Source organism: Phreatobacter aquiterrae, from assembly GCF_053471285.1.
This window is the reverse complement of sequence record NZ_JBJPHW010000004.1, coordinates 205,733-228,806: the sequence shown is the minus strand read 5'-3', so window position 1 is coordinate 228,806 and position 23,074 is coordinate 205,733. Positions and strand designations below refer to the sequence as shown.

Here is a 23,074-nt window from a genome sequence, read left to right as displayed (position 1 = left end):
ACATGATGAGATCGAGCCTTTCCAGGTGGGGCCTCGGCGCGCTGGCGCTGGCGGGCCTTGCCGCGGCCCTCGCCGAACCGGCCCTCGCGCAGGCGCCGGCCGCAACCCCGCCCAAGCCGAATTCCGGCGACACCGCCTTCGTGCTTTTCTCCGCCTATCTCGTGCTGCTGATGGTCATCCCCGGCCTCGCCCTGTTCTACGGCGGCCTGGTGCGCGCCAAGAACATGCTGTCGGTGCTGACCCAGGTCTTCGTCATCGTCGCCGTCGTCTCCATCATCTACGTGACCTACGGCTACTCGCTGTCCTTCACCTCGGGCGGCGGGCTCAACAGCTTCGTCGGCGGCTTCTCCAAGGCCTTCCTCATGGGCGTGACGCCCGAGTCGACCGCGGCGACCTTCTCCAACGGAGTCGTCATTCCGGAATATGCCTACATCCTTTTCCAGATGACCTTCGCCTGCATCACGCCGGCCCTCATCGTCGGCGCCTTCGCCGAGCGCGTGAAGTTCTCGGCGCTGCTGCTGTTCGTGGTCCTGTGGGTCACCTTCATCTACTTCCCGATGGCCCACATGGTCTGGTACTGGGCCGGCCCCGACGCCATCGCCGACGCCGTCAAGGCCGTCGCTGCAGCCGGAACCGATGCCGCTGCCAAGGCTGCCGCCGAGGCGAAGCTCGCCCAGGTCAAGGCTGATGCGGGCCTGCTCTTCTCGTGGGGCGCCCTCGACTTCGCCGGCGGCACGGTCGTCCACATCAATGCCGGTATTGCCGGTCTGGTGGGCTGTCTCGTCATCGGCAAGCGCATCGGCTACGGCAAGGAGCTGATGCCTCCCCACTCGCTGGTCATGACGCTGATTGGTGGCGCGCTGCTGTGGGTCGGCTGGTTCGGCTTCAACGCCGGCTCCAACCTCGAGGCCAACGGCGTCGCCGCTATGGCCGCGATCAACACCTATGTCGCGACCGGTGCCGCGACGCTGTCCTGGCTCTTCGTCGAATGGGCCGCCAAGGGCAAGCCATCGCTCCTCGGTGCCGTCTCCGGCGCCATTGCGGGCCTCGTGGCGGTCACCCCGGCGGCAGGCTTCGCCGGCCCGATGGGCGCCATCGTCCTCGGTCTCGTCGCCGGCGGCGTCTGCTTCATCTTCTGCTCGACGGTAAAGAACGCCTTCGGCTACGACGACTCGCTCGACGTGTTCGGCATCCACTGCATCGGCGGCATCATCGGCGCCATCGCGACGGGCATCCTGGTGAACACCGCCCTCGGTGGCGCCGGCATCGCCGACTACGAATCGAAGCCCGGCGAACTCGCCGTCGGCGCCTACGATTTCGGCACGGCGGTCTGGGCCCAGGTGAAGGGCGTTCTCTTCACCATCGTCTGGTCCGGCGTCGGCTCCTTCATCCTGTTCAAGATCGTCGATGTGATCATCGGTCTGAGGGTGACGGCCGACCGCGAACGCGAGGGTCTCGACCTCGCCGAGCACGGCGAGCGCGCCTACAATCTCTGACGCCTGTCCTCCTTCAGGCTTCCAGCCCCCGGCGTCCCGCGCCGGGGGTTTTTTCTTGGCACAGGCCGGTGGAGTCTGGTCGCCAGCGATGGTTAATCCGGCGTCAACCGTTGGCTCGCTAAGGTCCGGGACTGAACCGGAGGGCGCTCCGGCCCGGCGCGAGGCTCCTTCTCGCCCGGCTTCGCGCCCCCTCGCACGGGATTGGATGACGATGGCAGTGGCGCGCCGGCAGACCGGACCTTCCCTGGTCCCCGACGGATTGGGCGGCGCCATGCGACGCCAATTGCGCCGGCTGACCGGCCTCGGCATCCTCGCTGCGGTCGTCGTTGCCGCGGTGGCGATGCTCACCTGGACCGCCGGCGACCCCTCCCTCAGCCACGCCACCAACGCCCCGGTGAAGAACTGGATCGGCAAGCCCGGCGCCATTCTCGCCGATCTCCTGATGCAGCTCTTCGGCCTCGCGGCCATCGTCCTGCTCGCCGTCTCGGCCATCTGGGGCTGGCTCATGCTCCGGGCGCGGCCCTTCGATCGCGAGGGCTTGCGCGTTCCGCTCGGGATCGGCGCGGCCATGGTGCTGGCCGTTGCTGTCTCGCTGATCCCGCCCCCGGCCGGATGGCCGCTGCCGACCGGCATCGGCGGCGTTGTCGGCGACGGCGGCATCACCGTTCTGTCGACCCTGTTCGGCCGGATGCAGGGCCTGACCCGCATCATCGCCCTGTCGACTATCGCGGGCATGGGTCTCGCGCTGCTGGCCGCTGCCGTCGGGCTCATCCTGAGGCCCGAGCCGGAGACGCTGGAGGAGGAACTCGATCGCGTCGCCCCCAGGGCGCGTCGTCCGAGCGATGAGGATAGCGAGCCCGGCCTCGTTGGCGGCATGGTCTCCAGCGCCGTCGGCGCCGTCGCCCACGGCATGCTCTCCACCAGGGCGCGCCTTGCCCGCATGGTGGCGGAAGCCCCCCAGACGGCGCGTGTCGCCGCGGGCGCCCCTGCAGAGGGTGCGGAGGCGAGTGCCGGCCCCGGCCTTGCCGCGCGGGCGAAGGCCTTCTTCACCGAACCCGACGATGACGGCCTGCCCGCGTCGCGCCGCTCCTCGGGCGTGCGCCGCGAGCCCGTGCTCGAGGCGGCCCCGGATCGCCTGCCGCGCACCTATCACGCCCCACTCGACGGCCGTGTCCGCCCGGAGGACCCCGATGAGATCGCCGCGCCGGACATCGCGCCGGCGGACGACGTCGAGGACGAGCGGCCGCTGCCGTCGGCGTCGCCTGCCGCCAGGGTCGGGCCGCGCATCCATGCGCCCGCCCCGACCCCGCGCCCCGTCGCGATCCAGCAGAAGCTGCCGCTTCCGCCGCCGGAGGGAGTGGACGACACCTACGAACTGCCGCCGCTCGACCTCCTGACCGAGCCGAAGCCGTCCGAGCGCGACGCCTCCATGTCGATGGAGGTGCTGCAGGAGAACGCCGCGACGCTCGCCTCGACGCTCGACGATTTCGGCGTGCGCGGCGAGATCATCAACGTGCGTCCGGGCCCGGTGGTCACGCTCTACGAACTGGAGCCTGCCCCCGGCACCCGCTCCAACCGCGTCATCGGCCTTGCCGACGACATCGCCCGCTCCATGTCGGCCATCTCGGCGCGCGTCGCCCTCGTCGCCGGCCGCAACGCCATCGGCATCGAGCTGCCGAACGCCAAGCGCGAGAATGTGCTGCTGCGCGAGATGCTGGCGAGCCAGGATTTCATCACCGCCAAGGAAAAGCTGCCGATCGCGCTCGGCAAGACCATCGGCGGCGATCCGGTCATCGCAGACCTTGCCAAGATGCCGCACCTGCTGGTCGCCGGCACCACCGGCTCGGGCAAGTCGGTCGCCATCAACACCATGATCCTGTCGCTGCTCTACCGACTGCGGCCGGACCAGTGTCGCCTGATCATGGTCGATCCGAAGATGCTGGAACTCTCCATCTACGACGGCATTCCCCATCTGCTGACGCCCGTCGTCACCGACCCGAAGAAGGCGGTCGTGGCGCTGAAATGGGCGGTCCGGGAGATGGAGGAGCGCTACAAGAAGATGTCGAAGCTCGGCGTGCGCAACATCGATGGCTTCAATGCCCGTATGGCGCAGGCCAAGGCCAAGGGTGAGGTGCTGACCCGCACCGTGCAGACGGGTTTCGACCGCGAGACGGGGGAGGCCATCTACGAGCAGGAGGAGATGGGCCTCGAGCCGATCCCCTACATCGTCGTCATCGTCGACGAGATGGCTGACCTGATGATGGTCGCCGGCAAGGAGATCGAGGGCGCCATCCAGCGCCTGGCGCAGATGGCCCGCGCCGCGGGCATCCACCTGATCATGGCGACGCAGCGCCCCTCGGTCGACGTCATCACCGGTACGATCAAGGCGAACTTCCCGACCCGTATCTCCTTCCAGGTCACCTCCAAGATCGACAGCCGCACCATCCTCGGCGAGCAGGGCGCCGAGCAGCTCCTCGGCCGCGGCGACATGCTCTACATGGCCGGTGGCGGCCGCATCAGCCGCGTCCACGGTCCCTTCGTCTCCGACGAGGAGGTGGAGCGCATCGTCGGTCACCTGAAGATGCAGGGCGCTCCGGACTATCTCGAAGCCGTCACCACCGACGACGACGAGGGCGTTGAGGGCGATGGCGACGACGGCGCTGTCTTCGACAAGGGCGCCTTCGGCGAGGAGCCGGCCGACCTCTACGACAAGGCGGTTCAGGTCGTGCTGCGCGACAAGAAGGCCTCGACCTCCTATATCCAGCGCCGCCTGCAGATCGGCTACAACCGCGCCGCCTCGCTCATCGAGCGGATGGAGCGCGAGGGCCTCGTCGGCCCCGCCAACCACGCCGGCAAGCGCGAGATCCTGATGCCGGAGGCCGCCGATTGACGGGCGTTCCGCCTCGAAATCGCCCCAACGGCTTCCTATCTCCCAATCCACCATGACCGTTCCGAACACGACGCGCCGAGGATTCACGATGACCGCCAGACCCCGCGCGCTTCCGGCCGGCCTCATCCTCGCCGGCGCGGTCCTTGCATTCGGCATCGCGCCCGCCATCTCCGGCGAGCGGCCGTTCATCCTCGCCCAGGGAACGCCGCTGCAACTCGGTCCGCCGGCAGGCGGCGCGGCGCAGCCGCCCCGTCCCGGTGCTCCGACGGCCTCGCCCGCGCCTGCACCCGCACCCTCCGCGGGCGGCGCCCTGACGGCGCCGGTCCGACGCGCCGCGCCGCGGGCCGCGCGCGGCGTCGATGCCGATTCCCGCGAGATCGCCCAGCAGGTGAATGCCTATTTCAACGGCATCCGCTTCATGCAGGGCGACTTCGTCCAGATCGGCCCGGACGGCCGCCGCACCACAGGCAAGCTCTATCTCGACAAGCCCGGCAAGATCCGCTTCCAGTACAATCCGCCGAGCCCGGTGGAGGTCGTCGCCGATGGCCAGTCGGTGGCGGTGCGCGACCGGCGCCTGAACACCCAGGACATCTACCCGCTGTCGCAGACGCCGCTGCGCTTCCTGCTCTCCGACCGGGTCGACATCCTGCGCGACGCCAACGTGACCTCGGTCACCCGCGATCCGGACTACGTCATCGTCATGCTGGAGGAGCGTCAGGCACTCGGCGGCACCAACCGGCTGATGGTGCTGTTCAACGCCTCCGACATGGCCCTGCGCCAGTGGACGGTCTATGACGCGCAGGGCTACGAGACCTCGGTGGCGCTGCACAACCTCGATCCGCGTTCGCGGCCCGACCAGCGGCTCTTCCGCATCAACTACCAGCGCCTGCTGGAGTGATCGCGTCCGTCAGTCGATTGCGCCGAGCGTGCGCATCACCGTCCAGCGGCAGGTAAGGGCGGCGACCGCCGTCACCAGCACGACGAGGACGGCGATGCCGGCATAGCCGGTGGCGCCCAGGGCAAACGACCCGAACAGCGCCTCGATCTGGTCGCCGCCGGCCGTCGCCCGCCAGCGGGCCGCGACGGCGCCGGAGACGAGGATCGCCGCAAGGGCAAGGACCCCGCCGGCCGCCGCCCCCTTGAGCGCCAGCCAGAGGAAGTGGCGCTGGAACTCGCCAGCGATGAAGGCGTCGCGCGCGCCGACGAAATGCAGCACCTCGACCACGGGCCGGTTCGTCTCGACCGCGGCACGGGTGGCGAAGATGACCGACAGACCGGTGGCTGCGATCATCAGCGCGACGATGACGAGGCCGACGACGATGACGGCGCGCGCCATGGCGCGCAGGCGGTCGAACCACTGGCGATGGTCGTCGAGGCTGGCGGTGGGAACCTCGGCGGTCAGGGCCCTCCGGAAGGCGTCCATGTCTGTGCGCCGGTCGTCCGCGAGCTTGACCACGATCAGTCGCGGGATGGGCAGGTCCTCCGCGCCGAGGCCGGTGCCGAGCCATGGCTCGAGCATGCGGCGCGTTTCCTCCGCGGTGTAGGGCGAGACGTCGGCGACTCCCGGAAAGCGCACGGCGATCTCGGTGGCGCGGGCGACGTCGGCGACAAGGTCGCGGCCGGCTACGGGGCGCACCTGGATGGTCGCCTCCCGGATGATGGAGGAGGTCCAGTCGGCTGCGGCGGTCCGTACCAGGTCGACGCTGCCGACGGTGAGCGATCCGAGGAAGGTCATGATCGCGATGATGACCGCAAGGGCGCGCCCGGCGATCGAGGAGGGCGGCACGAGAGAGGCGCCCCGCGGCCGCATGTCGGCCCGTGCGCCGCCCTGCGCGCGATCCCGTTCCCGGCTCGCCAGCCAGTGCTGCAGGGAGGCGCTGCGCCGCGTTCCGCTCACCACCCGCCGGCCTCCTGGTGATGGGGGTCGCTGACCGAGAGGCTGCCCTCGCGGATGATGAGCTGGCGCGCTTCCACCTGCTCCAGCAGCGAGAGGTCGTGGGTGGCGATGAGCACGGCGGTGCCGGTGCGGTTCAGTTCCACGAAGAGCCGCAGCAGGCGCTTGGCGAGCGGCGGGTCGACATTGCCGGTCGGCTCGTCGGCGAGCAGCATTTCGGGACGCACGATGACGGCGCGGGCGATCGCCGCGCGTTGCTTCTCGCCGCCGGAAAGGATGGGGGGATAGGCGTCGATACGCTCCCCGAGACCCACCCACTCCAGGAGGTCGATGACCTCCGAACGATAGCTCGCCTCCTCCTTGCCGAGCACGCGCAGCGGCAGGGCGACATTCTCATAGGTCGTCAGGTGGTCGAGCAGGCGGAAATCCTGGAAGACGATGCCGATGCGCCGGCGCAGCACCGAGAGTTCGTCCTTTGACAGGCGCGAGGTGTCATGGTCGAAGACGGTGACGATGCCGCGCGTGGCGCGCAGCGACAGGAACAGCAGTTTCAGGAGGCTGGTCTTGCCCGCGCCGGACGGGCCGGTGAGGAACTGGAACGAATGCGGTTCGATGCCGAAGGAGAGATCCCTCAGCACCTCGGGCCCCACCCCGTAGCGCAATCCGACATTCTCGAACCGGACCAAGGCCTCGACTTCCCTCTCTCGGCCGGCGATTCGGCCGGCGCGATCATGCCACGGCCGGGGACTTAACCGCCAATTAACCATGGTGGGCAAAGGTGTGGTGGAGGGACAACCGTCCCGAGGCGCGTAACCCATGCTGATCGTCTGCCCGTCCTGCGCGACGGCCTTCAGGGTCACCAAGACCGTCCTGGGCGATGCCGGGCGGCAGGTTCGCTGCGCCCAGTGCCGGGCCGTGTGGCTCGCCACGCCGGAAAGCGCCGTCGAGGAACAGGTTGAGGCCCCGGCCGCAGCCGAGCGCGTCGGCGCGTCGGCTGGCGGCGACAGCCAGGGCGGCGACGATGCCGACTGGGGCGCGGCTTTCGCGGAGGAGGCCGAAAGCAAGGCCGGTGGCGATGCGCTCGCCGAGCCGGCCGTGCCGGAAGACGAGGTCCCGTCCATCCAGCCCGACGCAGACGTACCGCCCCTGCCGGCCCGCGCCGCAGAACCGGACGAAGCCGAGAGGTCGTCGCCCGAGGCCAAGCGGACTGTCCGTGATGAACGGGAACCCAGCGGTTTGCGGCGGCTGCGTCGACCGAGCCTGCCCCGTCCCGGCGGCCAGTCGTTTCGTCTGTCGCCGTCCTACCTGATCCTGCTCCTGGGAACGGCGATCCTCGCGATGTTTTTCCTCGGACGCGAGCAGGTGGTGCGCACCGTGCCGGATTCGGCGGGGCTCTATGAGAGCATCGGCCTGCCGGTGAACCTGCGCGGCGTCGAGTTCCGGGACGTGAAAGGCGCCAACGAAGTCGTCGACGGCGTCGTCGTGCTGGTTGTCGAGGGGCGGCTGGTCAACATCACCGGCCGGCCCGTCGAGTTGCCGCGCCTGCGCCTGTCCGTCCGCGATGCGGCCGGCAAGGAAATCTATACGTGGACGGCGACGGCGCCCAAGGCCCGGCTCGAGGCCGGCGAGGCCGCGCCGTTCCGCTCGCGGCTCGCCTCGCCGCCGCCGGATGGTGCGAGCGTCGAGGTGCGCTTCTTCACCCGGGTCGACGCCACCGGCAGGTGACGCCGCAGGCACTGCAGGCTACATCTTGATCAAAGGCCCGCCCGACGGGTCCCGCCGGAGTGCGTTTCGATGAATCGTGACAATATCCGCGTCCTGTTTTCGGCCGATGCCATCGCGGAGCGCAACACGGCGCTGGTGAAGGAAATCGCCGACACGAAGCCCGAGCGGCTGCTGGTGGTGGCAGTCCTCAAGGGAAGCTTCGTCTTCGCCGCCGATCTCATCCGGGCGATGGACGCCGCGGGCATGGCGCCGGAGGTGGAGTTCATGTCGCTGTCGTCCTATCTCGACGGCACCGTCTCCACGGGGCAGGTGCGGGTGCTGCACGATGTCGAGAGCCCGGTCGAGGGCCGCGACGTCCTGCTCGTCGACGACATTCTCGAAAGCGGCCGCACGCTCACCTATGCCAAGGACCTGCTGATGGCCCGCGGCGCCCGCTCGGTGCGCACCTGCGTGCTGCTGGAGAAGCCCGGCAAACGCGCCGTCCACCTGGAGGCCAACCACGTCGGCTTCACCTGTCCGGACGTGTTCGTCGTCGGTTATGGCATGGACGTCGCGCATGCCTGGCGCCAGTTGCCGTTCGTCGGCGTCATCGAGGACTGAGGGCGTGGCGCGGGTTCTGATCGCCGAGGATGACGAGCCGGTCCGCGCCTTCGTGCGCCGGGCGCTGGAGATCGACGGCCACACCGTGACAGAGGCGCGGGACGGCGCCGAGGCGCTTGAGTTCCTCGAGCGCGAGCGGGGCGCCTACGACCTTCTTCTCACCGATATCCGCATGCCGCTGATGGACGGCATCGCGCTGGCGCTTGCGGCCGCGCCGCAGTTCCCGGACCTCGTGATCCTGCTGATGACCGCCTATGCCGACCAGCGCGAGCGCGCCCATGGCCTCGAGGCCCTGGTCCATGACGTCGTGACCAAGCCGTTCACGCTGGCCGATATCCGCACCAAGGTGACGGAGGCGCTGGCCGCCGGGCCGAAGCGCCCGGGCTGAGGATACCGGGCGCCTCAGGCCTTCGTCTTGGCCTTGTTGGCCCGCTCGATCGCCTCGAGGATCAGCCGCTTGGCCTCCGCCGCATCGCCCCAGCCGACGACCTTCACCCACTTGGAGGATTCCAGATCCTTGTAGTGCTGGAAGAAATGCTCGATCTGCTTCAGCGTGATCTCGGGCAGATCCTTGATGTCGAGGATCTTCTCGTAGCGGCGGGTCAGACGTGACACCGGCACGGCGACGATCTTCTCGTCCCCGCCGGCCTCGTCCTCCATCTTCAGCACGCCCACCGGGCGGCAGGCGACGATGGCGCCGGGAACAATGCCGCGCTGGTTGGCGATCAGCACGTCGCAGGGATCGCCGTCCTCGGACAGGGTGTGGGGGATGAAGCCGTAGTTCCCGGGGTAGCGCATCGAGGTGTAGAGGAACCGGTCGACGACGAGCGTGCCGGCCTCCTTGTCCATCTCGTACTTGATCGGTTCGCCGCCGACCGGAACCTCGACGATGACGTTCACCTCGTCAGGAGGATTGCTGCCGATCGAAATCGCGTCGATACGCATGGGACGGTGTCTCCGGGGACCTGTGGCGCCTCGTTAGCCGCAACACGACCCGGGCCGCAAGTGCTGCAGTGCAAAATGCACGTTAGACCAAGGGAGATCAGGCGGCCCAGCCGAAGGCCGTCTTGTCGAGCGGCCGGTCGCCGAAGGTCTCGGAGGAACGGGCGACGGGCTTGCCGCCAAGGCTGCGATAGAAGCGCATGGCGGCGTCGTTGTCGGTCAAGGCCCAGATGACGAGGCTGTCGAGACCATGGCTGCCAAGATCCTTGCGGGCGGCATGGAACAGGCGCTGGCCGAGCCCGAGTCCGATGAACTTCGGCCTCAGATAGAGCTCGTAGATTTCGCCTTCGTAGGTCAGCGCCTTGGCGCGGTTCCGGCCGTAGTTGGCATAGCCGGCGATCTCGTCGCCAAAGCCGAGCAGCGCGATGCGGTTGCCTTTCCGGATGGCGGCATCCCACCAGTTCGGGCCACGGCGGGAGATGAGCTTCTCCAGCTCGGCGCCGGGAATCAGGCCGCGATAGGCGGCGCGCCAGGCCTCGTCGTGGACTTCGGCCACGATCGGGGCGTCGGATTGCCGGGCCAGGCGGATCTCTGTGGTGACGGTCTTCATCGCACCGCAATGGAACCACGAGAGCGGAAGCGCCGCAACGGTTTCGTTAAGACTTCCTCAACAGGTATGGACAAAGGGTTAATATCCACAGGGCGGCAAAAGAGCCGCCGCCCGGAAAGAAAAAGCCCCGGCGCGTGGCCGGGGCTCTGGATGTCGTGCGAGGGCTGACGGCGATCAGGTGTTCTGGATCGCCGAGAGCTGCCAGACGCCTCCGTGCGGGCGGCGGAACGTCCACAGTTCGGTCGCCTCCTCGCCTTGCGGATTGCCGCTGACGACCCGGCCGCTGGCGCGATCGATGGTCAGGTCGGTCAGCGCGAAGCGCATGGCGACCGTCGCGTAATCGGCGTCCTGCTCACGCCAGGCTTCCGACAGGTCTCCCTGCAGCAGCTTGACGTCGGAGATGCGGCTGACGACGCCGCGGGAGGCGGCATCCTTCAGGTCGTCGGCGAAATAGCCTGCCATCTCGGGCGTCGCCATGGCGCGCAGGGCATTCAGGTCCTCGCGCGAGTAGGCTTCGTTGACATGCGCGAGCAGGCGCTCGAAGGCATCGTAGTCCTGCGGGGTGACGCCGATCGTGTCGGTGGGGCCAGCGGCCGGGGCGGCGACGGAGCCGCCCGCCATGCCGGGGATCGCCCCGTTCCCGGGAAGACCCATCGGTCCGTTGCCCGGGCCGGTGGACGAACGCGCCATGGCCGGCTGCGGACCGGCGGCGCCTTCGCGACGGCCGCGCACCAGACGGACGACGAGGTAGATGACGCCGGCGATCAGCGCGAACTGGGCCAGAAAACCGAGCATGCCCATCAGCGAGCCGAGGCCGCCGAGGAAGCCCTGGCCCGAGAGCATGCCGAACAGGCCTGCGCCGAGGAAGCCGGCTGCGAGGCCCATGCCGAGACCGCCGAAGCGGGAGCCCTGGGCGGCCGGCGGCGTCATGCCGGGACGGGGCGCCATACCAGGTTGCTGCATGCCGGGCGCGGGTGTCGGCGCGGTCGTGCGCTGCATCGGCGCGGCCACGTTGGGCGCTGTGCTGGTGGCTGCGGGCGGCGTGAAGGTCCGGCCGCCGCGGCTTCCGCCACCGCGCGGACGAGCCTCAGCGGCAACGGCGCCGAGCATGATGGCGACGCCCGCAATCGCGAAGGCGCGCACGATATTCCTGGACCTGAAAAGGGTCTTCGACGACATGGATTCCCCACCGGTGACGCGGCGTTGTCGCTGCCGCTGTTTCATATAGTAGCGACATGTGGGGTCAGAGTCGCCGCGCGACAATGCCGCAGCGTCCACAAGAAAACCGGCGGCGGTTTCCCGGCGCCGGCTCCAATCGTCAGCAGGAAGCGCGCCTCAGGCGGCCTCGGCGGACTTCGCCTCGGCGCTCTTCTTGGCGATCGCCGTCTTGACCTGACGCGCCTTCGGCGACAGGTCCTCGGCGCGGGCCTTCAGCAGGAACGCGTCCAGACCGCCATTGTGGTCGACCGAGCGGAGGGCGTGGGTCGACACGCGCAGCGACACGGTCTGTCCCAGCGTCTCGGACGCAAAGGAGATGTTCTGCAGGTTCGGCAGGAAGCGGTGCTTCGTCTTGATGTTCGAATGGCTGACCCGGTGGCCAACCTGAACACCCTTGCCGGTGAGTTCACAACGACGCGACATCTGTCGGATCCCAAAGGTAAAGTGCGACGGCAACGGCCAGCCGCTGGACAAAATGGTCCTGTTCGGAGACGCGACGGCATAGTGACAGGACCCCGCCCTGTCAAGCAAAACCGGCAGGCGGCGCTGTCGGGAGGTCGATGGACGCCCCACGCGACCGCCGGAAGGTTCAGGCGGAGGCGATGATCGCCGCAACGAAATCCCGAGTCGACTGGCCGATGGCGCCGCCGCGACGGCCGGCCTCGGCATTGATCGCGGAGACGAAACCGTCGTTCCAGACCGACATGCCGTCGCCGATGCGGGCCGAAAAGGCCGAGACCATGGCGCCGGCGATGCCGCGCGCCTGGAGCGCGGGAAGGCGCGAGATTCCGGCATCGTCCAGGCCACGGTCGGCATCGACATAGACGGCGGCCAGCACGTCCGACTTGACCGCAGTCTCCGGCCTGCCGGCGAGCAGCCCGCCATGGGACGCGGTGACGACGATGTGGCCGGCGTCGTCCTTGCCGACGAGACCGTTGGAATCGAGGACGAAGACGCGGATGCCCTTGGCCCCCGCTCCGGCGATCTCGTGGCGAGCCTCGTCGAGCGGGGCCGGCGTCGGCGAGGGCGCGAGGTCTGCGCGCTGCAGGAGGTCGAGCGCCGTGCTGCAGGCCATGCCGGGCCTGAGGCCGAGGCTCGCCGCCGCCGCATTGACGAAGGACAGTACGCCGCGCTCCGGCATGTCGGCCCCCCAGCCGATGCGCGCCGAGCGGTGCGAGACGGTCGCCCCCGGCACGCCGAGTTCGTCGAGCCAGGCGAGGCCCGAGATGCCGGCCCGTTCGCGGCCGATGCCGGCATCGTTGAGGATCATGGCGGCGACGCCCTTCGTCGCGCCGTACCAGGCGGCATAGACCGCACCGTGCGAGGCGCAGACCGCGACCCGGCCGCGGGCGTCGGCGGTCAGGTGGGTGACGCTGTCGAGGATGATGGCTGGCTGCATCGGCAGGCCCCGTTCCGGTCGTCGTGGGCCGGCAGTCTTTCAATCTCGCCTGTCGGCGGCAATGCGCCAAGCCGTGCCGTTCGGCTGGTGCCAGACATGCCGGCGCTCGCCTTGACAGGTCGGGCCCGGTCCTGACACTCGCGGCGCAAGATCCGCTGCACGGATCACAGGCGGGCGAACGATCCGCAATCGGGAGGACTGACATGACGGCGTCGGCCGGGCGCGCGCAGCGCCGTTACCACGTCCGCGAGGAGGACGTTCAGGGCTATCACCCCGCCAACCATACCGGCACCCTGAACCGCCGGCTGATCAGCCGCGAGACGGTGGGGGCGGAATCCGTCGAGATGCTCGTCGGCACGATCGAGAAGGGCAATGGCGCGCTCCCCCACGCCCATCCCGGCATCGACCAGATCTGCTACCTGCTGGAAGGCACGGCCGACGCCGAGGTGGACGGCCAGCGGTTTTCGATGAAGGCGGGCGATTCCTGCTTCTTTCCCGCTGGCATGGAGCATGTCTTCACGGTGACGAGCGAGACGCCGGTGCGCGTCCTCGTCATCTATACGCCGCCCTATGAAGAGAACCCGGACAGGGTCATCCGCCGGCGCTGAGTCCGGCCCAACAGACGTCCCGGGAGGACAAAGCATGATCGACCGCAGAACCTTGCTCGCCAGCGCCGCCGCCATGGCTGTCGCCGCGCCGGCGCGCGCCGCCTGGCCGGAGCGACCCATTACCCTCGTCGTGCCCTTCGCTGCCGGCAGCGGCACCGACACGGTGGCGCGCATCGTCGCCCAGCAGCTCGCCGCAAAGCTCGGCCAGGGCGTCGTGGTGGAGAACAGGGCGGGCGCCAACGGCTCGGTGGCGGCGACCTTCGTCGCCCGCTCCCAGCCCGACGGCTACACGCTGTTCATGACCACCAACACCTCGCATTCGGCCAATCCGAGCCTGTTGAAGACGCTGACCTACGACCCGGTGAACGACTTCTCGCCCATCGCCCGCATGGGCAACCTGCCCTTCCTGCTGGTGGTCGATCCGAAGCTGCCGGTGACCTCGGTGAAGGAGCTCATCGCCCACGCCAAGGCCAATCCCGGCAAGCTGACCTATGCCAGCGGCAATTCCACCGGCATCGTGGCGGGGGCCACCTTCACCAAGCGCGCCGGCGTCGACATCCTGCATGTGCCCTATCGCTCGACGCCGCCCGCCATCACCGACATCATCGGCGGGCGCATCTCGATGATGTTCGTCGACATCACGGCTTCGCTCAGTCAGGTCAATGCCGGTTCGCTCCGGGCGCTCGCGGTGACGACGGCCGAACGGTCCAAGCTGCTGCCGAACCTGCCGTCGATGCAGGAGGCTGGCGTTCCCGAGTTCGACATCACCTCGTGGAACGGCGTGTTCGGGCCGGCGCGCACGCCGCCCGAGGTGATCACCCGGCTCAACAAGGAGCTCGCCGCCATCGCCACCGACCCGGAGACCGTGAAGAAGCTCGCCGAGATCGGCTTCGACGCCTTCACCCAGACGCCGGAGGAACTCGGCGCCTTCGTCAAGGCGCAGATCGCCAACTGGGCGCGCATGATCAAGGAAGCCGGCATCGAGCCGCAGTGACGTCGATGGACTTCTTGCTAACCGACGACCAGATGGCGTTGCGCGATGCCGTGCGGCGCCTCTGCGCGCGCTTCGGCGACGACTACTGGCTCGAGCGCGATACGAAGGGCGGCTTTCCCGACGATTTTCACCGCGCCTTCGCGGAGGCCGGCTTTCTCGGCGTCGCCATGCCGGAGGCCTATGGCGGATCGGGGCTCGGCATCACGGAAGCGGCCATCATGATGGAGGCGATCGCTGCCTCCGGCGCCGGCATGTCCGGGGCCTCCGCCATCCATCTCAACATTTTCGGCCTCAACCCCGTCGTGGTGAAGGGCTCGGAGGAGCAGAAGGCGCGCATGTTGCCGCCGCTGATCGAGGGCCGGGAGAAGGCCTGCTTCGGCGTCACCGAGCCCGACGCCGGCCTCGACACGCTGAAGATCAAGACCCGCGCCGAGCGTCAGGGCGACACCTATATCGTCACCGGCCAGAAGATCTGGACCTCGACGGCACAGGTCGCCGACAAGATCCTGCTGCTCGCCCGCACCGCGCCGCTGTCCGAGGTGAAGCGGCGCACCGACGGGCTGTCGCTGTTCTATACGACGCTCGACCGCGCCCATGTCGAGGTGCGCGAGATCGCCAAGATGGGCCGCAAGGCGGTCGATTCGAACCAGGTATTCTTCGACCGCCTGCCGGTGCCCGCGAGCGACCTCATTGGCGAGGAGGGCCGCGGCTTCGACATCATCCTGCACGGGCTCAATCCCGAGCGCATCCTCATCGCGGCGGAGGCCATCGGGCTCGGCCGCGCGGCGCTGAAACGCGCCACCGCCTATGCCAAGGAGCGCATCGTCTTCGACCGGCCGATCGGCCAGAACCAGTCGATCCAGCATCCGCTCGCCGAATGCTGGATGGAACTGGAGGCGGCCGAGTTGATGATGCTGAAGGCCGCCACCCTCTATGATCGCGACCAGCCCTGCGGGCCTTTCGCCAATGCGGCCAAGTATCTGGCGGCGGAGGCCGGCTACAAGGTCTGCGAGCGGGCCGTGATGACGCTCGGCGGCATGGGCTATGCCCGCGAGTTCCATGTCGAGCGCTACCTGCGCGAGGCGTGGATTCCGCGGCTGGCACCCGTGTCGGCGCAGCTCATCCTCTCCTTCATCGCCGAGAAGGTGCTCGACCTGCCGAAATCCTACTGAACCAGAACAGGACGCCAGTCCCCGGGGAAACGCCGATGCAACAGACCCACAACGTCCAGCGCCTGCTGGATCTCTACGGCACCATGTGCCGTATCCGCGCCTTCGAGACCGCGGCCCTCAACGCGCACAAGGAAGGGGTCGTGCCGGGGCCGCTGCACGTCTCCATCGGCCAGGAGGGCGTCGCTACCGGCGTCTGCCTCAACCTGACGCCTGAGGATCGGATCACCTCCAACCATCGCGGCCACGGCCACGCCATCGCCAAGGGCGCCGGCGTGCAGGGCATGATGCGCGAGCTGTTCGGGCGCGAGGGTGGCCATTGCCGCGGCAAGGGCGGCTCCATGCACATTGCCGACTTCTCGGTCGGCATGCTCGGCGCCAACGGTGTCGTCTCCGGCGGCATTCCGATCGCGGTCGGCGCGGCGCAGGGCCTGAAGATGCTGAAGTCGAGCGCCATCGCCGTCTGCTTCTTCGGCGACGGCGCCATCAACCGCGGGCCGTTCCTTGAAGGCCTCAACTGGGCGGCGCTCTACAATCTCCCCGTTCTCTTCGTCTGCGAGGACAATGGCGTCTCGGCCTTCACGCAGACGGATTCGGTGACGGCGGGCCCCGGCGTCATCGCGCGGGCGGAATCGCTCGGGGTGCCCGGCGTCACCGTCGACGGCAACGACGTCATGGCGGTGGACGAGGCGGCGGCCCGGCTGGTCGCCGAGGTGCGGGCCGGCAAGGGCCCGCGGCTCCTGCATGCGAAGACCTACCGGATCACCGGCCATACCTCGACCGATGCCGCCGCCTGGCGCAACCCGGCCGATGTCGAGGCGGCGAAGAAGCGCTGCCCCATCGACCGGCTCGCCGCGCTCCTCGCCGAGAGGTCTGTCTCCACCGCCCATCTCGCCGCGATCCGGACCAGGGCCGATGCGGAGATGGCGGAGGCGGTCATCGATGCCAAGGGCGCGCCGTGGCCGCAGGAGGCCATCGCCTACGAGGATGTGCAGGACGTCGGCGCGGTGCGCTTTGCAGGAGTTTCGGCATGAGCGGGCAGAGCGTCACCCTGGTCGAGGCCGTGCGCCTCGCCGCCCTTCAGGAAATGCGCCGCGATCCCACCGTCTGGGTGATGGGCGAGGACGTCGCGCGCGGCGGCCTCTACGGCCAGTACAAGGACTTCCTGCCGGAGTTCGGGGCCGAGCGCGTCGTCTCCACGCCGATTTCGGAATCGACGATCATGGGCGCCGGCCTCGGCGCCGCGCTGGTCGGCACCCGTCCGATCATCGAGATGCGCATCTTCGACTTCGTCATGTGCGCCATGGACGAACTGGTGAACCAGATCGCCAAGATCCGCTACATGTTCGGCGGTCAGGCCAAGCCTTCGGTGGTCGTGCGCATGCCGCACGGCATCTGGCGCAACTCGGCCGCCCAGCACTCGCAGATGCTGGAATCGTGGTTCGTCCATCTGCCCGGTGTCATCGTGGTGACGCCCTCGACTCCGGCCGATGCGGCGGGGCTGCTGGTGAGCGCCATCCGCTCCGACGATCCCGTGCTGTTCTTCGATCCGAAGAACCTCTTCCCCGTCACCGGCGAGGTCGCCTCCGTCATCGAGCCGATCCCCTTCGGCAAGGCGCGCCAGGCGCGCGAGGGGCGTGATCTCACCATCGTGTCCTGGTCGGCGATCATGCCGGCGGTGGAACAGGCGGCGGCGACGCTGGCGGCCGAAGGCATCGCCGCCGATGTCATCGACCTGCGCACGCTCTGGCCCTGGGACCAGGCGGCGGTCTGCGCCTCGGTCGAGAAGACCGGCCGGCTTCTGGTGGTGCAGGAGGCGGTGTCGGTCGCCGGCTTCGGCGCCGAGGTGGTCTCCACGGTCATTGAGACGCTCGGGCCGGCGAAGGTGAAGGCGGCCCGCCGGCTCGGCGCACCGCGCATCCCGGTGCCGTTCTCGCCGCCGCTCGAAGATGCGGTGAAGGTGACGCCGGCCAAGATCGTCGCCGCCGCGAAGGCTGCGATGGGGTGACGTGCCACGGCAGGAATGCCCGGTCCGTGCGGCGCGGGCATTCCGCTTAGGGGAATTACGTAGCACCCCTTATTGTCCCTGTTACAGGGGGGTGGGACAGTCCCGACCTGCGGACGATGGGGCGTCGGGCCGCGATGAGGACATTCGTCATGCGCATCCGAGGTCTTGTTGCGGCCGCGGTGCCGCTTGCTGTCGCAGCGGTTCTCGGTTTCACCGACCCCCGGACGGTGCTGGCTCAAGTCTTTGAGCCCGAACTCGTCGATCTCGCGCAGTTGCCGCCGCGCCCGCAGCCGCGGCCCGACGCCGCCCAGCCGCAGCGCGCCCCCACGCAGGCTCTGCCGCCACTGCGGGCCTATCAGCGCGACGACCTCATCGAGCAGGCGCGCCGCTTCGAGGCTTCCGTCGCCAACAAGAGCGCCGTCGATGTCCGGCCGATCCCCGATATCCGCCGCGATGCCGACGCTGCCGCGACGCGCGGCGACTTCCGCGCCGCAGCCCGTGCCTGGGAAGCGATCGCCCTGCGCTCGGGCACCGATTCGGCGCCCTGGGTGCGCTATTCGCAGGCACTTGGCGGCATCCGCACGAACGACTGGCGGGAGCGCCAGCAGTTGCAGACCGACATCCTGGCCTCCGCCTACATGGCCTATCGCCGCGCCGCGAACCGCAACGAGGAGGCCTTCGCGCTGGCTCACGTGCGACAGATCATGGTGGCGCGCCAGCAGTGGCGCCCGGCCATCGACATCGCCCGCGCCGTGGTCGAGACGCGCGACACGCCGGAGGCGCGCGACGCCTACAACCGGCTGCGCGACCAGCACGGCTTCCGCTTCCGCGAGACCAAGATCGATTCGGATGCGACGCGTCCGCGCGCCTGCTTCGTCTTCACCGAGAACCTGCGGACCGGTCGCACCGATTTCGCCCCCTATATCCGCCAGACGGGCGTCAACAATCCGCCGATCACGGTCGAGGACCGCCAGATCTGTGTCGACGGCCTCCGGCACGGCGAGCGCTACAGCTTCCAGTTGCGCGAGGGACTGCCCTCGGTGATCGCCAGCGAGAGCCTGACGCGCAATATCGACGTGTCCGTCTATGTGCGTGACCGGACGCCCTCGGTGCGCTTCACCGGCCGCTCCTACGTGCTGCCGCGCGCCGGCCAGCGCGGCCTGCCCATCGTCAGCGTCAATCTCCAGTCGATCGACGTGGAGATCATCCGCATGGGCGACCGGTCCATCGCCCAGACCATCCAGGAGGAATTTCCCAAACCGCTGGACAGCTACGAGATGCAGCAGGCCATCTCCGAGCGCGGCATCTCCGTCTGGAAGGGCCAGCTCGAGACCGAGAACCGGCTCAATGTCGACGTCACCACGGCGCTGCCGATCGACGAGGCGGTCCGCACGCTGGAGCCCGGCGTCTATGTGGTGACCGCCAAGCCGACCAATGCCCAGCGCCGCACCGACGATGACGACGGCAGCAACGGCCGCGCCGCCCAGTGGTTCATCGTCTCCGACCTCGGCCTCACCGCGCTGTCGGGCGTCGACGGCGTGCATGGCTTTGTCCATTCGCTGAACTCGGCGAAGCCCCTGGCGGATGTCGAGGTGCGCCTCATCGCCCGCAACAACGAGGTGCTCGGCACGGCGCGCACGGATGCCTCGGGCCATGTGCGGTTTGCGCCGGGCCTCACCCGCGGCGAGGGCTCTCTCGCCCCGTCGCTCGTCGTCGCCTCGACCGCACAGGGCGACTATTCCTTCCTCAACCTGCGCCAGCCGGCCTTCGACCTGTCGGACCGCGGCGTTGCCGGCCGCGAGGTGACCGGCCCGCTCGACGCTTTCCTGGTGCCGGAACGCGGCATCTACCGCCCCGGCGAGACGGTCTATCTGACGGCGCTGCTGCGCGACGCCAAGGGCGATGCGGTGCCGAACCTGCCGCTGACCCTCATCGTCGAGCGTCCGGACGGCGTCGAGTATCGCCGCATCGTGACGCAGGACCAGGGGGCCGGCGCGCGCGCCGTGCCGATCCCGATTGTCTCCTCGGCGCCGACCGGCACCTGGCGTGTCAGGGCCATCACCGATCCAAAGAGCCCGACGGCGGGCGAGGTGCGCTTCATGGTCGAGGACTTCGTGCCCGACCGCATCGCCTTCGATCTGACCGCCACCGCGCCACGCCTGACGCGCAACGATGCCTTCAGCGCGACCGTCGATGCCCGCTACCTCTTCGGCATGCCGGGAGCCAATCTCGGCATCGAGGGCGAGGTCGTCATGGAGACGACGCCGAACCTGCCGGACTTCCCCGGCTTCCGCTTCGGCCTCGGTGACGAGGAAGCCAAGCGCGACCGCGAGCCGCTGCCCGACGGGCTGACCACGGACGATGCCGGCAAGGCCACAATCGCTGCTCGGCTACCGCGCATGGAGGACACGACCCGGCCGTTGTCGGCCCGCCTGCAGGTGCGTGTCGCCGAGCCGGGCGGCCGCGCCGTGGAGCGGACGGCCACCGTGCCGGTGCTGCCGGGAACGCCGCTCATCGGCGTCAAGCCGCTGTTCGAGGGCGACCGCGTGTCCGAGGGCGACACCGCCTCCTTCGAGCTGATCGCCGTGGCCGCGGACGGGCGCACCCGCCGCTCGGCCCAGCTCACATGGCAGCTGCTGCGCCTCGAGACGCGCTGGATCTGGACCCGCGGCACCTCCGGCTGGTCGAGCCAGGCCATCGTCTCGACGCGCCGCGTCGCCGACGGAGAGGTGCAGGCGACCGCCTCCGGTGCTGCGCCGCGCATCGGCGCACCTGTGCCCTGGGGCCGCTACCGCCTCGAGGTGACGGCCGGCGGCGACGTTGCCGGGCCGATGACCACCGTCATCTTCGACTCCGGCTATGGCGCCGGCGGCACGGCCGATACGCCGGACGTGCTGGAGATGAGCCTCGACAAGCCATCCTACGTCTCCGGGGAGACCATGACGGTGGCCGTCAACGCGCGTTTTGCCGGTTCGGCGACCGTCGCGGTGATGGGCGACCGCCTCCTCGCCGAGCGCACGGTCGACGTGCCGCAGGGTCGCTCGAAGATCCAGATTCCGGTCGGCAGCGACTGGGGGGCCGGGGCCTATGCCACGGTCTTCATGCGCCGCCCGCTGGATGCCGCCGCCTCGCGCATGCCGGGCCGGGCCATCGGCCTTGCCTGGTTCGGCATCGACACGGCGGAGCGGCGTCTGCGCGTGACGCTCGACGCGCCGGAAAAGATGGCGCCGCGCACGGCGCTGCGCGTGCCGGTGAAGGTCGAGGGGCTCAGCGCCGGCGAGCAGGCCTATGTGACCGTGGCGGCTGTCGATCTCGGCATCCTCACCATCACCAACTACCAGCCGCCGAAGCCGGACGAGCACTATCTCGGCCAACGGCGCCTGTCGGCCGAGGTGCGCGACCTCTATGGCCTGCTCATCGACGGCATGTCGGCGGTGCGCGGCTCCATCCGCTCCGGCGGTGACGGGCCGGCCAACCGCCCCTCCGGCGCGCCGCCGGCGCAGCAGCCGCTGTCGCTGTTCTCCGGCATCCTGACCGTCGGTCCGGACGGCACGGCGGAAGCCGTCTTCGACATCCCCGACTTCAACGGCACCGTGCGCCTGATGGCCATGGCCTGGACGACGAAGAAGCACGGCTCGGCCTCGCGCGACGTGATCGCCCGCGATCCCGTCGTTGTCACCGCGACGCTGCCGCGTGTGCTCGGCCATGCCGATGCCGCGACCGCCCGCCTCGACTTTGTCAATGCCGAGGGACCCGCCGGCGCCTATCGCGTCACCGTCAGGCCGGAAGGCCCGCTGCGGCTTACCCAGACGCAGGCGACGGTCCAGCTCGGCGCCAATGGCGGCCGCGGCGCGGTCTCCCTGCCGCTCTCGGCATCTGGCCTCGGCGTCGGCCATCTCAACGTGCAACTGACCGGCCCGAACGGCCTCGACGTCACCTCGCGCTATGCGCTGGGGGTGAGGCCGGCGCTGCCCGACATCAGCCGGCGCACGGTGATGACGATGGAGCCGGGCCAGTCGGTCACGGTGTCCAGCGACCTCCTCGGCGATTTCCTCGCCGGGTCGGCGCAGGTCTCCGTCTCCGTCAGCCCGTCGACGGCGATCGACGTGCCGGGCCTGATCCTGGCGCTCGACCGCTATCCCTTTGGCTGCACCGAGCAGATTACCTCCCGCGCCCTGCCACTCCTCTATCTCGACGTCCTCGCGGCGGCGGAAGGCGGCCTTGGCCTGGAGACGCCGGTGCGCCAGCGCATCAGCGATTCCATCGAGCGCATCCTGTCGCGCGAATCCGGCTCCGGGTCCTTCGGCCTCTGGTCGGCCGGCTCCAACGAGGACGCCTGGCTTGACGCCTATGTGACCGACTTCCTGTCGCGCGCGAAGGAGAAGGGCTACGGCATCCCGACGGCAGCCTTCAATCTCGCCATCGAGCGGCTCAGGACCCTCGTCGTCTCCACCAACGGCGTCGGCGACAACAAGGGCATGGACCTCGCCTATGCGCACTATGTCCTCGCCCGCAACGGCCGCGGCTCGCTCTCCGAACTGCGCTGGCTCGCCGACACGCAGCTGAACGAAATCGCCACGCCGGTGGCGCGCGGCCAGCTCGGCGCGGCGCTCGCCCTCATGGGCGACATGGGGCGCGCGGAGCGCGTCATGGCCTCGGCGGTGACGCTGCTCACGGCCCGCGGCCAGGTCGATCTGGGCCGCTTCGACTATGGCTCGCGCCTGCGTGACGCCGCCGCCCTCATGGCGCTCGGCGTCGAGGCGCGGGTGACCCGGAGGATCGTCGCCGACGCCCAGCGCGTGGTCGAGGACCTGCGCGGCCGCACGCGCTATCTCTCCACCCAGGAGAAGGTCTGGCTGGTGCTCGCGGCGCAGGCGCTGATCGAGGACGCCAAGCGGATCCGGCTCGATGTCGGCGGCTCAGCCCATGAGGGCGCGCTCGCCCGCACCGTCCGCTCCGACGAGCTCGGCGCCGGCCTCGCCTTGCGCAACACCGGCCCCGAGGCGGTGCGCGCCGTCGTCGCCGTCACCGGCACGCCGGCGACGCCGGAACCCGCCGCGTCGAACGGCTTCACGCTTCAGAGGCGGTACATGACGTTGACGGGACAGCCGGCGGATATCGCCCGCGTCGCCCAGGGCACGCGCCTGGTCGTGGTGTTGCAGGTGACGGAGGCGCAGGCGCATCCCGGTCAGCTCATGCTGGTCGACCGCCTGCCGGCAGGGTTCGAGATCGACAATCCGAGCCTGATCGCCTCGGCGGAGACCTCGGCGCTCAAGTGGCTGCCGGCGGAGGCCGTCCAGCCCGACTACAAGGCGTTCCGCGACGACCGGTTCATGGCAGCCTACGGCCGCACCGGTGGCGGTCCTGGCACGTGGCAGGTGGCTTACATGATCCGCGCCGTGACGCCGGGGCGCTATCTGGTGCCCCCCGCCACGATCGAGGACATGTACCGGCCCGAGCGCGCCGCCCGCACCGCGGTCGGCCAGACCGAAGTCACGGGCGGCCGGTAAGGGAGCCGGCC

At 69.4% G+C, this 23,074-nt stretch carries 19 protein-coding genes and 1 pseudogene; 13 read left to right on the top strand and 7 right to left on the bottom strand.

The annotated features are described in order from the left end of the window. Positions 1 to 2: 2 nt before the first annotated feature. From ACJ4V0_RS08610 to ACJ4V0_RS08600, 3 genes are all read left to right on the top strand, one after another. Positions 3 to 1,496 carry an ammonium transporter gene (locus tag ACJ4V0_RS08610; protein ID WP_448299161.1) on the top strand — a complete coding sequence of 498 codons (1,494 nt, stop codon included), beginning with the start codon at positions 3 to 5 and terminating at the stop codon, positions 1,494 to 1,496. Between the two features lie 271 nt (positions 1,497 to 1,767). Continuing rightward, complete coding sequence (locus ACJ4V0_RS08605; protein WP_448299160.1) at positions 1,768 to 4,386, top strand: DNA translocase FtsK; 2,619 nt, start codon at positions 1,768 to 1,770, stop codon at positions 4,384 to 4,386. Positions 4,387 to 4,474: 88 nt separating this feature from the next. Then, the gene (locus ACJ4V0_RS08600; RefSeq protein WP_448299159.1) at positions 4,475 to 5,284 is read left to right on the top strand and encodes a LolA family protein; all 810 of its coding nucleotides are present in this window, start codon (positions 4,475 to 4,477) and stop codon (positions 5,282 to 5,284) included. A gap of 9 nt (positions 5,285 to 5,293) precedes the next feature. Here the strand turns inward: ACJ4V0_RS08600 and ACJ4V0_RS08595 are convergent, their stop codons facing one another. Then, positions 5,294 to 6,283, bottom strand: a complete 990-nt coding sequence (locus ACJ4V0_RS08595; protein WP_448299158.1) for a cell division protein FtsX — start codon at positions 6,281 to 6,283, stop codon at positions 5,294 to 5,296. Further along, positions 6,280 to 6,966: a cell division ATP-binding protein FtsE gene (ftsE, locus tag ACJ4V0_RS08590; protein WP_448299157.1), complete on the bottom strand. Its 687-nt coding sequence runs from the start codon at positions 6,964 to 6,966 to the stop codon at positions 6,280 to 6,282. The genes ACJ4V0_RS08595 and ftsE overlap by 4 nt, the downstream gene beginning before the upstream one ends. A 130-nt stretch (positions 6,967 to 7,096) precedes the next feature. Between ftsE and ACJ4V0_RS08585 the strand changes: the two are divergent. The 4 genes and pseudogenes from ACJ4V0_RS08585 to ACJ4V0_RS08570 all read left to right on the top strand — a co-directional run. After that, a pseudogene (locus ACJ4V0_RS08585) lies at positions 7,097 to 7,195 on the top strand (MJ0042-type zinc finger domain-containing protein); the annotation flags it as partial. Further along, entirely contained in the window at positions 7,196 to 8,005 is an 810-nt protein-coding gene (locus ACJ4V0_RS08580) for an FxLYD domain-containing protein (protein WP_448299237.1), read from the top strand. It abuts the pseudogene before it with no gap. Positions 8,006 to 8,074: 69 nt separating this feature from the next. Then, the gene (gene hpt, locus ACJ4V0_RS08575; protein ID WP_448299156.1) at positions 8,075 to 8,605 is read left to right on the top strand and encodes a hypoxanthine phosphoribosyltransferase; all 531 of its coding nucleotides are present in this window, start codon (positions 8,075 to 8,077) and stop codon (positions 8,603 to 8,605) included. A gap of 4 nt (positions 8,606 to 8,609) precedes the next feature. Beyond that, a complete protein-coding gene (locus tag ACJ4V0_RS08570) occupies positions 8,610 to 8,993 on the top strand; it encodes a response regulator (RefSeq protein ID WP_448299155.1) in 384 nt (127 codons plus the stop codon). 14 nt (positions 8,994 to 9,007) lie between these two features. Here the strand turns inward: ACJ4V0_RS08570 and ppa are convergent, their stop codons facing one another. The 5 genes from ppa to ACJ4V0_RS08545 form a co-directional block, all read right to left on the bottom strand. Beyond that, a complete protein-coding gene (ppa, locus tag ACJ4V0_RS08565) occupies positions 9,008 to 9,550 on the bottom strand; it encodes an inorganic diphosphatase (RefSeq protein WP_448299154.1) in 543 nt (180 codons plus the stop codon). A 97-nt stretch (positions 9,551 to 9,647) separates the two neighbouring features. Continuing rightward, on the bottom strand, positions 9,648 to 10,157 hold the full coding sequence (locus ACJ4V0_RS08560) for a GNAT family N-acetyltransferase (RefSeq protein WP_448299153.1): 510 nt from the start codon (positions 10,155 to 10,157) through the stop codon (positions 9,648 to 9,650). Positions 10,158 to 10,331: 174 nt separating this feature from the next. Next, positions 10,332 to 11,336: a Tim44 domain-containing protein gene (locus ACJ4V0_RS08555; RefSeq protein WP_448299152.1), complete on the bottom strand. Its 1,005-nt coding sequence runs from the start codon at positions 11,334 to 11,336 to the stop codon at positions 10,332 to 10,334. 156 nt (positions 11,337 to 11,492) lie between these two features. Beyond that, positions 11,493 to 11,798, bottom strand: a complete 306-nt coding sequence (rpmB, locus tag ACJ4V0_RS08550; RefSeq protein ID WP_448299151.1) for a 50S ribosomal protein L28 — start codon at positions 11,796 to 11,798, stop codon at positions 11,493 to 11,495. Between the two features lie 166 nt (positions 11,799 to 11,964). Then, positions 11,965 to 12,774, bottom strand: a complete 810-nt coding sequence (locus tag ACJ4V0_RS08545) for a hypothetical protein (protein ID WP_448299150.1) — start codon at positions 12,772 to 12,774, stop codon at positions 11,965 to 11,967. 203 nt (positions 12,775 to 12,977) lie between these two features. Between ACJ4V0_RS08545 and ACJ4V0_RS08540 the strand changes: the two genes are divergently transcribed. The 6 genes from ACJ4V0_RS08540 (at position 12,978) to ACJ4V0_RS08515 (ending at position 23,063) form a co-directional block, all read left to right on the top strand. After that, positions 12,978 to 13,382: a cupin domain-containing protein gene (locus ACJ4V0_RS08540; protein ID WP_448299149.1), complete on the top strand. Its 405-nt coding sequence runs from the start codon at positions 12,978 to 12,980 to the stop codon at positions 13,380 to 13,382. A 34-nt stretch (positions 13,383 to 13,416) separates the two neighbouring features. Further along, complete coding sequence (locus ACJ4V0_RS08535; RefSeq protein ID WP_448299148.1) at positions 13,417 to 14,376, top strand: Bug family tripartite tricarboxylate transporter substrate binding protein; 960 nt, start codon at positions 13,417 to 13,419, stop codon at positions 14,374 to 14,376. A gap of 5 nt (positions 14,377 to 14,381) precedes the next feature. Further along, positions 14,382 to 15,548 carry an acyl-CoA dehydrogenase family protein gene (locus tag ACJ4V0_RS08530; protein ID WP_448299147.1) on the top strand — a complete coding sequence of 389 codons (1,167 nt, stop codon included), beginning with the start codon at positions 14,382 to 14,384 and terminating at the stop codon, positions 15,546 to 15,548. Positions 15,549 to 15,583: 35 nt separating this feature from the next. Beyond that, on the top strand, positions 15,584 to 16,579 hold the full coding sequence (locus ACJ4V0_RS08525; protein ID WP_448299146.1) for a thiamine pyrophosphate-dependent dehydrogenase E1 component subunit alpha: 996 nt from the start codon (positions 15,584 to 15,586) through the stop codon (positions 16,577 to 16,579). Next, positions 16,576 to 17,553, top strand: coding sequence for an alpha-ketoacid dehydrogenase subunit beta (locus ACJ4V0_RS08520; RefSeq protein ID WP_448299145.1), 978 nt, complete (start codon positions 16,576 to 16,578; stop codon positions 17,551 to 17,553). The genes ACJ4V0_RS08525 and ACJ4V0_RS08520 overlap by 4 nt, the downstream gene beginning before the upstream one ends. Positions 17,554 to 17,702: 149 nt before the next feature. Then, positions 17,703 to 23,063: an alpha-2-macroglobulin family protein gene (locus tag ACJ4V0_RS08515; RefSeq protein ID WP_448299144.1), complete on the top strand. Its 5,361-nt coding sequence runs from the start codon at positions 17,703 to 17,705 to the stop codon at positions 23,061 to 23,063. Positions 23,064 to 23,074 lie beyond the last annotated feature (11 nt).

Excerpts from the sequence above, each read along its gene's own strand:
- ACJ4V0_RS08610 (WP_448299161.1), top strand. The coding sequence starts at position 3 with ATGATGAGATCGAGCCTTTCCAGGTGGGGCCTCGGCGCGCTGGCGCTG.
- ACJ4V0_RS08605 (WP_448299160.1), top strand. The coding sequence starts at position 1,768 with ATGCGACGCCAATTGCGCCGGCTGACCGGCCTCGGCATCCTCGCTGCG.
- ACJ4V0_RS08600 (WP_448299159.1), top strand. The coding sequence starts at position 4,475 with ATGACCGCCAGACCCCGCGCGCTTCCGGCCGGCCTCATCCTCGCCGGC.
- hpt (WP_448299156.1), top strand. The coding sequence starts at position 8,075 with ATGAATCGTGACAATATCCGCGTCCTGTTTTCGGCCGATGCCATCGCG.
- ppa (WP_448299154.1), bottom strand. The coding sequence starts at position 9,550 with ATGCGTATCGACGCGATTTCGATCGGCAGCAATCCTCCTGACGAGGTG.
- ACJ4V0_RS08560 (WP_448299153.1), bottom strand. The coding sequence starts at position 10,157 with ATGAAGACCGTCACCACAGAGATCCGCCTGGCCCGGCAATCCGACGCC.
- ACJ4V0_RS08555 (WP_448299152.1), bottom strand. The coding sequence starts at position 11,336 with ATGTCGTCGAAGACCCTTTTCAGGTCCAGGAATATCGTGCGCGCCTTC.
- rpmB (WP_448299151.1), bottom strand. The coding sequence starts at position 11,798 with ATGTCGCGTCGTTGTGAACTCACCGGCAAGGGTGTTCAGGTTGGCCAC.
- ACJ4V0_RS08545 (WP_448299150.1), bottom strand. The coding sequence starts at position 12,774 with ATGCAGCCAGCCATCATCCTCGACAGCGTCACCCACCTGACCGCCGAC.
- ACJ4V0_RS08540 (WP_448299149.1), top strand. The coding sequence starts at position 12,978 with ATGACGGCGTCGGCCGGGCGCGCGCAGCGCCGTTACCACGTCCGCGAG.
- ACJ4V0_RS08535 (WP_448299148.1), top strand. The coding sequence starts at position 13,417 with ATGATCGACCGCAGAACCTTGCTCGCCAGCGCCGCCGCCATGGCTGTC.
- ACJ4V0_RS08530 (WP_448299147.1), top strand. The coding sequence starts at position 14,382 with ATGGACTTCTTGCTAACCGACGACCAGATGGCGTTGCGCGATGCCGTG.
- ACJ4V0_RS08525 (WP_448299146.1), top strand. The coding sequence starts at position 15,584 with ATGCAACAGACCCACAACGTCCAGCGCCTGCTGGATCTCTACGGCACC.
- ACJ4V0_RS08520 (WP_448299145.1), top strand. The coding sequence starts at position 16,576 with ATGAGCGGGCAGAGCGTCACCCTGGTCGAGGCCGTGCGCCTCGCCGCC.
- ACJ4V0_RS08515 (WP_448299144.1), top strand. The coding sequence starts at position 17,703 with ATGCGCATCCGAGGTCTTGTTGCGGCCGCGGTGCCGCTTGCTGTCGCA.